General features: G+C 53.5%; 17 protein-coding genes. 9 read left to right on the top strand and 8 right to left on the bottom strand.

From position 1 onward, the window contains the following. Positions 1-42 precede the first annotated feature (42 nt). The 3 genes from GVJ63_RS11120 to GVJ63_RS11110 all read left to right on the top strand — a co-directional run bounded on the left by GVJ63_RS11120 (position 43) and on the right by GVJ63_RS11110 (position 2,050). The gene (locus GVJ63_RS11120; protein WP_159226861.1) at positions 43-735 is read left to right on the top strand and encodes an aspartate/glutamate racemase family protein; all 693 of its coding nucleotides are present in this window, start codon (positions 43-45) and stop codon (positions 733-735) included. Between the two features lie 33 nt (positions 736-768). Then, the gene (locus GVJ63_RS11115) at positions 769-1,098 is read left to right on the top strand and encodes a DHCW motif cupin fold protein (RefSeq protein WP_010670565.1); all 330 of its coding nucleotides are present in this window, start codon (positions 769-771) and stop codon (positions 1,096-1,098) included. Positions 1,099-1,309: 211 nt separating this feature from the next. Continuing rightward, positions 1,310-2,050, top strand: coding sequence for a YoaK family protein (locus tag GVJ63_RS11110; protein ID WP_010670564.1), 741 nt, complete (start codon positions 1,310-1,312; stop codon positions 2,048-2,050). A gap of 46 nt (positions 2,051-2,096) precedes the next feature. Here the strand turns inward: GVJ63_RS11110 and GVJ63_RS11105 are convergent, their stop codons facing one another. Then, positions 2,097-2,822 (bottom strand): SDR family oxidoreductase, encoded by a 726-nt coding sequence (locus GVJ63_RS11105; protein WP_010246877.1) that lies wholly within the window; start codon positions 2,820-2,822, stop codon positions 2,097-2,099. A 99-nt stretch (positions 2,823-2,921) separates the two neighbouring features. Here GVJ63_RS11105 and GVJ63_RS11100 point away from each other — a divergent pair, with 99 nt between their 5' ends. Further along, positions 2,922-3,806: a LysR family transcriptional regulator gene (locus tag GVJ63_RS11100; RefSeq protein ID WP_010246879.1), complete on the top strand. Its 885-nt coding sequence runs from the start codon at positions 2,922-2,924 to the stop codon at positions 3,804-3,806. A gap of 20 nt (positions 3,807-3,826) precedes the next feature. Here GVJ63_RS11100 and GVJ63_RS11095 read toward each other — a convergent pair whose 3' ends face one another. Then, on the bottom strand, positions 3,827-4,222 hold the full coding sequence (locus GVJ63_RS11095; RefSeq protein ID WP_010246880.1) for a cupin domain-containing protein: 396 nt from the start codon (positions 4,220-4,222) through the stop codon (positions 3,827-3,829). Positions 4,223-4,338: 116 nt separating this feature from the next. Then, positions 4,339-5,355, bottom strand: a complete 1,017-nt coding sequence (locus tag GVJ63_RS11090) for a substrate-binding domain-containing protein (protein ID WP_033768778.1) — start codon at positions 5,353-5,355, stop codon at positions 4,339-4,341. Positions 5,356-5,779: 424 nt separating this feature from the next. On the opposite strand from GVJ63_RS11090, the gene GVJ63_RS11085 reads away from it, so the two are divergent. Continuing rightward, positions 5,780-5,974: a hypothetical protein gene (locus GVJ63_RS11085; RefSeq protein ID WP_010246886.1), complete on the top strand. Its 195-nt coding sequence runs from the start codon at positions 5,780-5,782 to the stop codon at positions 5,972-5,974. Between the two features lie 475 nt (positions 5,975-6,449). Here GVJ63_RS11085 and GVJ63_RS11080 read toward each other — a convergent pair whose 3' ends face one another. The 4 genes from GVJ63_RS11080 to GVJ63_RS11065 all read right to left on the bottom strand — a co-directional run bounded on the left by GVJ63_RS11080 (position 6,450) and on the right by GVJ63_RS11065 (position 8,120). Next, positions 6,450-6,704 carry a biofilm/acid-resistance regulator YmgB/AriR gene (locus GVJ63_RS11080; protein ID WP_010246887.1) on the bottom strand — a complete coding sequence of 85 codons (255 nt, stop codon included), beginning with the start codon at positions 6,702-6,704 and terminating at the stop codon, positions 6,450-6,452. A gap of 161 nt (positions 6,705-6,865) precedes the next feature. Beyond that, entirely contained in the window at positions 6,866-7,159 is a 294-nt protein-coding gene (locus tag GVJ63_RS11075) for a hypothetical protein (protein WP_010246889.1), read from the bottom strand. A 174-nt stretch (positions 7,160-7,333) separates the two neighbouring features. Further along, positions 7,334-7,579, bottom strand: coding sequence for a regulatory protein YcgZ (gene ycgZ, locus GVJ63_RS11070; RefSeq protein WP_010246891.1), 246 nt, complete (start codon positions 7,577-7,579; stop codon positions 7,334-7,336). Between the two features lie 247 nt (positions 7,580-7,826). Further along, positions 7,827-8,120: a hypothetical protein gene (locus GVJ63_RS11065; RefSeq protein ID WP_010246892.1), complete on the bottom strand. Its 294-nt coding sequence runs from the start codon at positions 8,118-8,120 to the stop codon at positions 7,827-7,829. A gap of 482 nt (positions 8,121-8,602) precedes the next feature. Between GVJ63_RS11065 and GVJ63_RS11060 the strand changes: the two genes are divergently transcribed. From GVJ63_RS11060 to GVJ63_RS11045, 4 genes are read left to right on the top strand one after another with little or no spacing between them, the layout of a single operon-like run. Next, complete coding sequence (locus tag GVJ63_RS11060; RefSeq protein WP_370516265.1) at positions 8,603-9,493, top strand: metal ABC transporter substrate-binding protein; 891 nt, start codon at positions 8,603-8,605, stop codon at positions 9,491-9,493. Then, positions 9,490-10,305, top strand: a complete 816-nt coding sequence (locus GVJ63_RS11055; RefSeq protein ID WP_010246897.1) for a manganese/iron ABC transporter ATP-binding protein — start codon at positions 9,490-9,492, stop codon at positions 10,303-10,305. The genes GVJ63_RS11060 and GVJ63_RS11055 overlap by 4 nt, the downstream gene beginning before the upstream one ends. 2 nt (positions 10,306-10,307) lie before the next feature. Continuing rightward, the gene (gene sitC / locus GVJ63_RS11050; protein ID WP_010246899.1) at positions 10,308-11,168 is read left to right on the top strand and encodes an iron/manganese ABC transporter permease subunit SitC; all 861 of its coding nucleotides are present in this window, start codon (positions 10,308-10,310) and stop codon (positions 11,166-11,168) included. Then, positions 11,168-12,007 (top strand): metal ABC transporter permease, encoded by an 840-nt coding sequence (locus GVJ63_RS11045; protein ID WP_159226860.1) that lies wholly within the window; start codon positions 11,168-11,170, stop codon positions 12,005-12,007. Before sitC ends, GVJ63_RS11045 begins: the two co-directional genes overlap by 1 nt. Before the next feature lie 20 nt (positions 12,008-12,027). On the opposite strand, the gene GVJ63_RS11040 is transcribed toward GVJ63_RS11045, so the two are convergent. Then, positions 12,028-12,921, bottom strand: a complete 894-nt coding sequence (locus tag GVJ63_RS11040) for a LysR family transcriptional regulator (protein ID WP_010246903.1) — start codon at positions 12,919-12,921, stop codon at positions 12,028-12,030. Positions 12,922-13,064 lie beyond the last annotated feature (143 nt).

The raw sequence follows: 13,064 nt of genomic DNA, 5'->3' as shown, positions 1-13,064 counted from the left end.
ATCTGGCATGCTGGAATAAAACCCCTGAACCCGGAGTGCATTGTGAAAGTGATTGGTCTGTTAGGCGGTATGTCGTGGGAGTCTACCGCGCTCTATTATCGCATTCTCAATCAGCAGGTTAAACAGCGGCTGGGCGGCCTGCACTCGGCGGAGCTGGTGCTCTATAGCGTCGATTTTCAGCGTATTGAGCAGCTACAGGCCGCGGGAGAGTGGCAGCAGGCGGGAGAGATAATGGCTGAAGCGGCACGCAATCTGGAACGGGCTGGCGCGCAGTTCATCGTACTCTGTACCAACACCATGCATAAAGTGGCAGCACAAATCAGCGCCGCAACGGGCATCCCGCTGCTGCATATCGCCGACGCCACCGGACGGCGCATTCAGCAGGCCGGGGTGCGTAAGGTCGGATTACTGGCGACGCGATTCACCATGGAACAGGATTTCTATCGCGGGCGACTTCAGCAGCAGTTTGGTCTTGAGGTGATCACGCCTGATAGAGAGGATCGGATTTTTGTGCATGAGGTGATTTACCACGAGCTCTGTCTGGGCGAGATCAATCCCGCGTCGCGTCGCCGTTATGGGGAGATCATGCAGCAACTGGTTGCGCAGGGGGCGGAGGCCATTATTCTCGGCTGCACCGAAATCACACTGCTGGTGGATGCCACGGATGCCAGCGTGCCACTGTTTGATACCACGCTTATCCACGCAGAAGAGGCTGTTACCCAGGCGCTGGCCTGACGTTTATCCTGCACTTAGCCTTGAGGGAATCGCATGAAAATTGAAAATCTGCCGTTTGGCCTGACCCAGTGGGATCAGATTGAAGAGACGATTCATCCCGGCGACCAGGGGCAGGCGACCTGGCGAACCGTGAAGTTTAACGATATCCGGGTGCGGATGGTCGACTATTCACCAGGCTATGTTGCCGATCACTGGTGCACAAAGGGCCATATTTTGCTGTGCATGGCGGGTGAGTTGCACACTGAACTGGCAGATGGTCGCCGTTTCGTGCTGACACCGGGCGTCAGCTATCAGGTGGCGGACGATGCTGAACCACATCGCTCCTTTACGTCCACAGGCGCGCAACTCTTCATCGTTGACTGAGTTCACCATCAGCCTCTCTGGTGATCACCTGCTGGTGAATCATCGCGTCGTTGACACTTTTAAAAGTAAACTGAATCAGCTTTATAAAAATCAGCAAAATTAATGGCTTATTTCATCAGAGTTATCTGGTTCTGACAGGAATAATTTCCATCAGGTTGTATGCTTGAAGCCTTATAAGAATGTTTTGCATTCACCTGAGGTGGGGAAGCCTGTGCTGATAAAAAAGAAGAAAGTTCGTTCGCATACCGAAGATCGACTGCTGGCGCTGGTGCTTGCCACCACCGCCGGCATCCTTAATGCCATGGCGCTGGGCGCGTTTGGATTTTTTCCATCGCATATGACGGGTAACACGTCGCAAATCTCCCAGGAAGTGACCACCAGCGACCTCCATACCATGCTGTTTTTGATGGCACTGATTATTGCCTTTGTGCTGGGCTGCACCGTTGCCCGGCTGGCGGTGGTAGTGGGGATCAAACATAAGTTACGCACCATATTCTGTCTGATCATTCTGGCGGAAGGGGCGGCACTGACGGCGGCATCAATCTTTGAAATCGTGTTCTACCGGCCAAGCTTTAACGGGGAAGTGCTGTTAATGCTGGGCTTTTTAATGGGGATTCATAATGCGACCTCGACGCAGCTCTCCAATGGCCGCGTCAGATCGACCCACATTACCGGCACGCTGACCGATGCGGGTATTGCGCTGGGGTCGTGGATCTTTGCCCATACTTCTCACGCCGTGCATCTTGAAACCGACGATCGTCGCTTTTTCCAGAAGGTTCTGCACACCCATCTGACTACCGTGTTTTCATTCCTGAGCGGCTGTATTGCCGGTCTGCTGCTGTTCAAAGTCTATGGCTTTAACGCCATGGTTGGACTGGGAATATTTCTGATGCTGGTGGCACTGACGGCCATCGCCATCACCGTGCAGCGTACCCGCAGAAGCCTCTACTGACAGTAAAACCTTCCGCCCGATGCACACAGCGCATCGGGCGTGTTGCTTACTGCTGCGTTCGGGTTGGCCGCACCACGATTTCGTTCACATCCACCTCTTCAGGCTGTTCAATGGCATAGCGCACGGCGCGACCAATGGCGTCCGGCTGCAACGCGATAGCGCGATAGTGCTGCATCGCCTCGGCGGCTGCCGGATCGGTAATGGTTGATGCCAGCTCGCTCTCCACCACACCGGGATGGACACAGGTCACCCGTAGCTGGCTGTTCTCCTGCCGTAATCCATCGGAAATCGCCCGCACCGCAAACTTAGTGGCGCAGTAGACGGCTGCGGTGGGCGACACGGCCAGCGCCCCTATCGACGCGACGTTGATGATGTGGCCGCGCTGGTGGGCCAGCATGGTCGGCAACACTGACGCAATGCCATACAGCACCCCTTTGATGTTTACGTCGATCATCTGTTCCCACTCTTCCACCCGCAGCGACGCCATCGGTGACAAGGGCATAATACCGGCGTTATTGATCATTACATCCACCCGGCCCCATCTCTCCAGCGCATACTCAACGAACTGCGTCATCTCTTCGCGGCGCGTTACATCAAGCGCTTTGATCGCCACCTCTGCACCATTGAACTGCAGCTCTTCAGCCAGCGCGGCCAGGCGGCTTTCCCGCCGCGCACCCAGCAGCAGAATGACATCTGTTTTCGCCAGTTCACGTGCAATGCCTGCCCCGATGCCGCTTGAGGCGCCGGTAATTAAAATCACTTTCTGAGTCATTTTGTTTCTCCAGTCAGGTTGTCACTGGCGATCATACGGCGACTGGATTATAAAGATAATCCACCGAACGCTTTACGCACTGGTAACTCAATCTGACCAATGAATGCCGATAAAAATGCTCTCGAAGTTTTTGTGATTGTGGCGCAGACGCGAAATTTCCGGCTGGCCGCAGAACAATTAGGTGTTACGCGTCCGGCGATCAGCCAGAGTCTGCGGCGTCTGGAAGACCGGCTTAACATCACGCTGATGCAGCGCACCACACGATCGGTTCAGCTGACAGAAGCCGGACAGCGGCTCTATGCCGAAGTGGCGCCGGCGATCAACCAGCTCAATCGCGCCGTGACCGATATTGCCGAACTGGCTGCGGAACCTCGGGGCCAGCTGCGGCTGGCGATCTCCTCGATTGCTGAGCGGATGCTGGGGGGAGAACTGCTGGCAAGCTTTATTACCGCTTATCCGCAGGTGGAGGTGGATATCACCGTCACCGATGAGGAGTTTGATATTGTCGGGCAGGGCTATGACGCGGGTGTGCGGCTGGGGGAGGTGATTGCTCAGGATATGATTGCGGTGCCGGTATCCAATGCGCAGCGTCAGGTGGCGGTGGCGTCACCCGCCTATCTGGCTCGCGCAGGCACGCCGCAACATCCTCAGGATCTGGTCAATCATCGCTGCATCGGCTGGCGAAAAGGGCCTGGTCTGGCCCCTTATCGCTGGGAGTTCGCAGAGCAGGGACGCGAGTTTGATGTTGCCGTCAATCCGCAACTCACCACAAATGACATGGGGGTGATGATTCGAACCGCCTGCGCCGGGGGCGGCATCAGCTTTGGCATGGAAGAAACCTTCCAGCCTTACATCGCACGTGGCGAACTGGTGACCCTGCTCGATGCATGGTTGCCTGCCTTTGCCGGCTTCTATCTCTATTTTCCCAGCCGCAAAAATCTGGCCCCCAAGCTGAGGGCGCTGATCGATCACGTCAGACTCTAGCGACAGAATACGCGCCTGATTTAGCGCTGATATTGCTGATCGCTGACCTGCTCCAGCCAGTCAACCGGCGAGCCGTTCAGTGACTCAGCGATAGCAATATGCGTCATGGCGTTATCCGGCGTTGCACCGTGCCAGTGCTTCACGTTTTCCGGGATCCAGACGATATCACCGGTGTTCATCACCTGAATGGCTTCACCCTCACACTGAATCCAGCCCTGGCCATGCGTGACGATCAGGGTTTGCCCGAGTGGATGGGTATGCCATGCGGTACGGGCACCGGGTTCAAAAGTCACCGTTGCGCCACCCACGCGGGCGGGTTCGGTTGCCTGGAATGGTGCATCAATCCGAACCGTGCCGGTAAAATATTCAGCAGGTCCTTTACGCGAAGGCAGCGATCCGTTGGCGATAATTTTCATTACTCACTCCTGTTGTTAACGTGTCATGCACAGTGTAACCGGCAAGCCGGAGCGTGATTAGCCCGCTCAGTCGGCAAACGGTTATGAGCCGGGCTCATTAATTGCCTGACAGTTTTTCAGGCTGTCATGTTGTAACGGGTGATGATGTTGATTTTAGAGTAAGGCGCGGGTGGTTCTGAGGCGGGCAAAAATCCATGAAACGCCAGCAGCGTTCTGAAAGCGTGCAGCGCATCAAGCTGTAAATTATGCTCGATTAATGCATCAATTTTACCGGCCTGCAGCAGTGCACGATTCTCACGATCGAGATCGTGACCAATAAAAGCGTTAACCGTCCGCTTTTGTTCGGCAAAAGCGCGCAGTATGCCGGGATTACCGCCACCGACTGTGTAGACCGCATCTGCATCCGGATGGCTCTGCAAGAACTGTGTCACCGACTGCTGCATCCGGGCGTCAATGCCATAACCGCCTGCCACCACGCTCACCTGATGCTGGGGCGCAAACTCCTGCATTGCTCGCTGAAATCCCTGAATTCTCTCCTGTTCGCCAATGAAATCGTGACTGCCGGTCACAGCCACAATATGCGAACGACTAACCCGCAGCCATTTTGACATCAGAAAAGCCGCCACTTTACCGGCATCAAAATTATCCATGCCGATATAGCGCAGGCGCGCGCTGCCGGGCAGGTCACTCATCATGGTGACCACCGGAACGCGTTGTTTCAGCAGTGATTCAAGGGTGGGATGAAGTTCACCAGAACAGGCTGCCTTAAGAATGACGCCGTGACTATGCAACGCTTTTTTATTCAGCAGCGCGTTAATCGCCTCCGCAGTCAAATTCGCGCCGAAGTGGAAACGCAGCTGAAGTTTAAAGGCAGTAAAACTGGCAATCTGACTGCTGAACGCCTCACGTATCAGTGGCTGAAAGCGGTCAGGTGTATGCATGATGACGTCGAAATAGATCGTTCTTCCCCTGGCGAGTCCCGCTTTTTGCATCAGTTCCAGGTCCGCTATCGCCTGCTGGATTCGGTGCTGGGTTGTGGCATGCACGTTGCCGCGCTGATGCAGTGCCCGGTCGATGGTCGCCAGACTGAGTCCCGACTGGGCAGCAATCTGTTTCAGGGTAAATTTAGCCATGTGCTGCTCGTGACACCAGAGGATGACGATAGTTTTATCATACTGCTGGCCATTGTCAGATGATCATTTGTGAAAGGCTGGTCAGAACATATCAGGCCGGGAAAGCTGCCGCGCAGGTTATCGCAACAAACAGTGAGTCGAAAAAGTGTTTATAACACATTCAGCCAAAATTCTGTTTCCGCGATATATAACTATCCAACTCTCAATATACATGGGCATAAATAGATTACAGCGGTTGCTACCACGTTTTGGCTATTTATAGCTTCAGGGCTGCATGGGGTGAAAATAAATCAAGATAATATTCTGAGGTTGTATAGTTAATAACCTTTTTGCCGCTTCGCTTATATTTCCCGCTTGACGGCTTTTTTGTTTTTTGGCTCCCGCTAATGATAGACTGTATATGCATACACCATCGGGAGGTCGTGTGAAGTACGACAACGATAATGAAATCCGTGCGCTGGTTGGTGCGGTAGTCAGTGATTTGATCAAGGCGGGAGAGCCGGTTCATTTCCACGACATTACGGACGCGCTGTTTCGCCTGAGCGAAGAGACGCGTGACAGCAGGCTGAAAGCATTGTGTCAGGAAGCGATAAGCTTTTTCACTCGTAAGATGCATTAAGGTTGCCAGGCCTGATGCCGGGCGTTGTCCCGGCCTGTGTCATGATAGCGTCCCTGCTACCTTTGACATCGGCGAGCATAAGAGGCTTTGCATATTGTTCGCAGCCTTTAAAAGGGATTTTACTGTGAGTCGGTCGTTTCTTTTTTATTCAGCGTGACGGTTGATGACAAAATTAAAAATGTCAGTCAGATCCTTCTGTTGATTATTCATTATGGGTAGCGAATTTCAGGTAAAGAAGTGCGTCGTTTCATTGGCAGGTATTATTAAACCTGAATGATCATCTTCTGGCATGATTGCAAAAAAGCGTTATCGTCGGGATAAATTGCCTGCCACATCATTAAACCGCAAAAGAATTTTTATATCTTATCGTTTTGGTGTGGCATATCCGGTATACAGCGGAAGTGATGAACGGTTACAAAAGCGGGCGGGGTGGGAAGAGTATCCTGCGTTACCAGAGGTAACGCAGAATGGCGTATCAGATACCGGTATCGTCTGGCGTGCGGCCAACCACGATTTCCAGCGTTTTGCGTAACACATCCAGCCTGACAACATCTGAAGTGCATTCCAGTTCCGCGATCAGATAGAGGATGATCGCTTTATTGGTTACACGTCCCTGATCAGCAACAATGTCACGAATCACTGCGCCCAGCAGTTCAGTTTCCGGAGCAAGCTGATCGCCTGCGCTACGGAAGTAGTCAATGATTGAAGAATCTGATGATGAATGCTGCATGATTTTTCTTTCTCTGAGGAAAATGAGTCAGATGCAATGGTTGAAGTCAAAAACGAGTGTAGACGCAGTTTTCGTTTTGCCCAGCCCGCCTTAAAAATTCTGTTCAGGTCTGCCGCTTCGCTTAAAATTAGCCGCATGTATCAGGTACGCAGTACGCTCAATCAGTGCTTTTTCGAACCCTCAGGCGGGCCATCACTGTTCATACGATGAGCCGTGTTATCACGTTCGGCACCGTCGCCCTGCACGCGTTTGCGCGCGGCAACCATACCATTACGGACTTCGGTGATGGCTTTGCGAATCACTGACACTTTCACGTCGTCGTCAGCATCAGCAGCCATCAGTTCGAGCTGTGCGATTAAGGCATTGCTGGATACCGGTTTGTCTGACTTGAGTAATGTCAGAACGGCTTCGCCGATCATGACATCTGTCAGTTTCTCATCTTCACTTCTGTACATACTGGCTTCTCTGATTGCGAATCAATGGCCATGCTGCGGGTCCGTATGCGTCAGCGGGTGCGACCTGGCGCACCCGATACGGGAAGCAGTACTGGGCTTTATTGCTAGGGTAGATCTTCCTGGGTGATGGCTGAAACAGGCGTCCTGATTAACATACACGACCGTGAGAGGGCATTAATCTTCGCGACGAAAAAGCATCGCAATGAGTTCATGCAGATGACTCTCTTCTTCTGGCGTGGCAGCCAGTTCAAGGCGACTCAGCAGTTTACTGCAAATCGTTTTCCGACTAAGGCTGTGACCTGCGCGCAGAATTTCCACCACAACCGAACCCAGCGTCTCCTGTTGCGACGGTGAGCTGGCCTGATTGAAGTAACGGGCAATATCGCTGATCGTTTCCGGGGCTTGTCCGTTCTGACGCATGTTGTTGTCCTCAGGTGATTTAAATGTATGCACTCTGGATGCGCAAGTTATACATCTTTGCAAAACTTGTACAGAATTTTGGATTTTTGGGATTAATTTTTTTGTGCAAAAAGTGCTAAGGCTTTTAAAACAGGGTGTTACGAGGAGTTTGTAGCGAGGTAAAAATTGTACCAGATTCTTGTATCATTAACACCCCAGCGACGCTCCGACCTGAATATTAAGGCCGGAGAGGAACGGCAGACCTGGGTTAGTGTTTAAAGAAGATGTCATCGGCAGAGACGGGAGCAGCGGGCTCTTTGCCAGTGGTTTTGGCAAGCCAGGTCGCCGGGGCGGTGCTGCGGGAACCGATGGTTTTGAACCCCATCAGCCATTGAAGCGCATGCTGCATCTGCTCAAGGCGAGTCTCATTAACTTCAGAGTCAGCCATGACCCTTAGTTCATTAATCAGCAGTTCAACATTCACTTCCTGACCGGCATTAAACAGGTTCATTGCGGCTTCGCCAATGATGACATTCGCTTTTTCGTCGCTGGAAAAATACAAATTATCCTCCTGGGTGATTGCGGTAAGTAACATTAACTGTAGCAAAAAAATTTACGAAGCTTAATCAATTCAGCCTATCAATAAGATTATTTTAATTGTCGGTCTGCTATGCGTGTCATGTGAGTGCCGCCAGGTGTCAGAACGCTGTTCGGTAAATTGCGCCGTCAGGATGGGCTTTTTGTAATCCTGTTATCGTTCCTGCGGTTTACTCAACCACAGATGAGAAAGGCGTCAAACCCGGTTATAGCTATACATCACGCTTTCCATAAACTTCCCATCATTGAAATTAACTTTTTACATATCAATAAGTAAAACACCTAGCTTACAAAACTTCACATTCGGGCCCGGACGCTGAAGAAACTTCACAACCCTTCGCTGTTACAAAGGTATAGCCTGTGCTATAAAAAATAGCCTATGCTAATTATGTTCTGTTTTTAATCACCTCTGGAGATCGCCCTATGGTCCCGAAAAGAAAAATAACCATGATGCTACTGAGTGCGCTACTGACAACCCTGATGGCGACCAGCAGCTATGCAGCAGAAAAATTTAAGGTAGTGACGACGTTTACGGTCATCGCTGACATGGTAAAAAACGTGGCGGGCGATGCGGCCGAAGTCACTTCCATTACCAAACCGGGTGCTGAAATACACGAATATCAGCCGACGCCCGGCGATATCAAACGTGCGCAGGGTGCGCAGTTAATCATGGCGAACGGGCTTAATCTCGAACGCTGGTTTGAGCGTTTTTATCAGCATCTGGATGGGGTGCCGGAAGTGATTGTCTCTGCCGGGGTAAAACCGATCGGTATAGGCGAGGGGCCTTATAACGGTAAACCGAATCCGCACGCCTGGATGTCTCCGGACAATGCGCTGATCTATGTCGATAATATCCGTGATGCGCTGGTGAAATATGACCCGGCGCATGCGGAAACCTATCGTCAGAACGCCGCCGCCTATAAACAAAAAATCACCGCAGCGCTGGATCCGCTTCGCCAGCAGATTGCCGACATCCCGGAGGATAAACGCTGGATGGTGACCAGCGAAGGCGCATTCTCCTATCTGGCTCGCGACCTGGGCATGAAAGAACTCTACCTGTGGCCTGTAAATGCTGATCAGCAAGGCACGCCGCAACAGGTGAGAAAAGTGATCGACCAGGTGAAGAAAAATGCTATTCCAGCGGTGTTCAGTGAAAGCACCGTGTCGGATAAGCCAGCCCGCCAGGTCGCGCGGGAAACGGGTGCGCATTACGGTGGGGTGCTTTACGTCGACTCATTAAGCAACGCTCAGGGACCGGTGCCGACCTATCTGGATCTGCTCAGAGTCACCACGGAGACGCTGGCGCAGGGCATTAAAGCGGGAGAGAAAGCGCAATGACAGACACCATCGTTGTTTCGGATGTCACCGTGACCTATCGCAACGGTCACACCGCGTTGCATGATGCCAGCTTCAGCGTGCCGGGCGGATCGATTGCGGCGCTGGTGGGCGTCAATGGCTCAGGTAAGTCAACCCTGTTCAAAGCGCTGATGGGCTTTGTCCGGCTCGCCAGCGGCAGCATCTCAGTGCTCGGCATGCCAACTCGTGAAGCACTGCGTCAGAGTCTGGTCGCATATGTGCCGCAGTCGGAAGAGGTGGACTGGTCTTTTCCGGTGCTGGTGGAAGATGTGGTAATGATGGGTCGCTACGGTCATATGGGCCTGCTGCGTCGACCGAAACCGCACGACCAGCAGATTGTCAGTGATGCGCTGGCGCGGGTCGATATGCTGGATTACCGCCATCGTCAAATCGGTGAACTCTCCGGCGGACAGAAGAAAAGGGTATTTCTGGCGCGCGCCATTGCCCAGCAGGGCAGCGTTATCCTGCTGGATGAGCCGTTTACCGGCGTGGACGTTCAGACTGAGGCCAGAATCATCAGCCTGCTGGGTGAGCTGCGCGATGAAGGCAAGACCATGCTGGTCTCAACGCATAATCTGGGATCGGTCACGGAGTTCTGCGATTACACCGTGATAGTCAAAGGCACCATTCTGGCCAGCGGCCCGACGCGCACCACCTTTACCGCCGCCAACCTTGAGCGTGCATTCAGTGGGGTGCTGCGTCATGTGATGGTGAAAGGGCTGGACGATCAGATTATCACCGACGATGAGCGGCCTTTTATTGCGCCACGTACGGCACCTGAAGACGGAAACTGACCATGGAACTGTTACTGGAGCCTTTTGGTTATCACTACATGCTCAACGCGATGTGGGTCTCCGCCATGGTCGGCGGCCTGTGTGCGTTTCTCTCCTGCTATCTGATGCTCAAAGGCTGGTCGCTGATTGGCGATGCGCTGTCGCACTCCATCGTGCCGGGCGTAGCGGGTGCTTACATGCTGGGACTGCCCTTTGCGCTGGGCGCGTTTCTCTCAGGTGGGCTGGCGGCGGGCAGTATGCTGTTACTCAATCAGCGCACCCGCTTAAAAGAAGATGCAATCATCGGCCTGATCTTCTCCTCCTTCTTTGGTCTGGGTCTGTTTATGGTGTCGCTCAATCCGACCGCGGTAAACATTCAGACCATTGTGCTCGGCAATATTCTGGCGATTGCGCCCGCAGATATACTTCAGCTGGCGCTGATTGGCGGGCTGTCGATCATCATTCTGCTGTTTAAGTGGAAGGATCTGATGGTCACCTTCTTTGATGAGAATCACGCGCGCGCTATCGGACTGCGTCCTGAACGACTGAAAGTCCTCTTCTTTACCCTGCTGGCAGTCTCAACCGTGGCGGCGCTGCAAACCGTCGGTGCATTTCTGGTGATCTGTCTGGTAGTGACGCCAGGCGCGACGGCCTGGATGCTCACCGATCGCTTCCCGCGTCTGCTGATGATTGCAGTCGCGATTGGCAGTATCACCAGTTTTCTCGGCGCCTGGGCGAGTTACTACCTGGATGGCGCAACGGGCGGCATCATCGTGGTGGCGCAGACGTTGCTGTTCCTGCTGGCGTTTGTTTTTGCGCCCAAACATGGCTTGCTGGCTAACCGGCGTCGTGGCCGCCATCGTCCCGAAAAGGAGCCTGGCTGATGTGGATCTTTGAACCTTTCCAGTTCGCTTTTATGAACAGCGCGTTGCTGATTGCGCTGGTGGTGGCGATCCCCTGTGCGCTGCTGTCGGTCTTTCTGGTGCTGAAAGGCTGGGCGCTGATGGGCGATGCCATGAGCCATGCGGTATTCCCCGGCATCGTCCTCGCCTGGATGGCCGGGCTGCCGCTGGCGGTGGGCGCGTTTGTCGCCGGTCTGTTCTGTGCTGTTGCCAGTGGATTTCTGCAGGACAACAGTCGCATCAAGCAGGATACGGTGCTGGGAATCGTCTTCTCCGGCATGTTCGCGGTGGGATTGATCCTCTATATCGCCGTGAAACCGGAGGTGCATCTTGATCACATTCTGTTTGGTGACATGCTGGGTATTACGGGCGCTGACATAATTCAGACCTCGCTTATCGCAGCGGTGATCGTCGGGGTCATTGCGGTGAAATGGCGTGATTTTATGCTGTTCAGTTTTGATCCGCAGCAGGCACAGGTCTCTGGCTTACCCGCACGCTGGCTGCATTACGGTCTACTCTGCATGGTATCGCTGACCATTGTGGCGACGCTGAAAGCAGTAGGGATTATCCTGTCGATTTCCCTGCTGATCGCGCCCGGTGCTATCGCAGTTCTGCTCACCCGCCGCTTTTCACATGCGCTGCTGGTGGCGGTCGTGGTGTCGGTGCTGGTGTCGCTGAGTGGGGTCTATCTCTCGTTCTTTATCGACAGCGCTCCAGCACCCACGATCGTGGTGCTGTTTGCACTGGTGTTTATCGTGGCGATGGTGATTTCAGGCCGCAAAACGCGACAGCTTGAACGCCAGCGGATTAATGCCAGCTGACTGGCTATCGCGGCTGTCTCTCAACCGCGATAGCGCACCGCATCAATCAAACGTGTAAAGGCGCTGGTGTGCTGTCTGCGGCTGGGATAGTAAAGATAATAACCCGGAAAAGGCTCACACCAGTCAGCCAGCACCTGAACCAGACGGCCACTTTTAAGGTGTTCCGCAACGCTATCCTGCGGCACATAGCAGATCCCCATCCCGCTCAGTGCGGCATCAATGCGCGACGCGAGATGATTAAAAATTAACTGACCCTGCGTTTTGACCCTGATCTCCTTGCCATCACGCATAAACTCCCAGTTATAGAGGCCACCCAGCGTCGGCAGCCGCAGGTTGATGCAGTTATGATGCTGTAAATCATAGGGAGTCTCAGGTCTGCCGTGCTGATCAAAATAGCTGCTGGCTGCCACCACGCACATATTCCAGTCCGGCCCGATGCGCACCGCCACCATATCCTTTTCGACCTGCTCACCCAGTCGCACGCCCGCATCGAAACGGCCGCTGACAATATCGGTCAGACTGTTATCCACCGACACTTCAACATGGACATCGGGGTATTGCTGAAGAAAGGGCCTGAGCAGCGGCCAGAGTGTAGAGGTGAGCGCATGTTCGCCTGCGGTGATACGAATGTTGCCGGAGATTTTACCCTGACTGTCAGTGACATTGACCAGTTCAGACTCAATCTCGCTGAACAGCGGGGCGAGGGTAGTGATCAGCCGTTCACCGGCTTCTGTCGGGGCAACGCTGCGAGTAGTGCGCGTCAGCAACCGGACGCTAAGACGCTCTTCCAGAGCGCGAATCGCGTGGCTCAGTGCCGACTGCGACACACCCAGCTTCGCCGCTGCCCGGGTGAAGCTGCGCTCTTCTGCTACCACCACCAGATAGATTAGATCGTTAAAATTTTCTTTCAGCATAGGCCCTCTGACCTGTTTGATCGGTTATCCCGGTCGGGACAGGCCGATTTATCGACGTTAACTACGGCTTCGCTACCCGACCTGCTATCAGACCCGAAATTGCCTTTCAGGGTTACACATTTCGCGGCAGGATTAATGAGGCG

Source organism: Pantoea sp. 18059 (genome assembly GCF_902706165.1).
Classification (GTDB): Bacteria; Pseudomonadota; Gammaproteobacteria; order Enterobacterales; family Enterobacteriaceae; genus Pantoea; species Pantoea agglomerans.
This window is presented reverse-complemented; position numbering and strand designations above follow the sequence as displayed.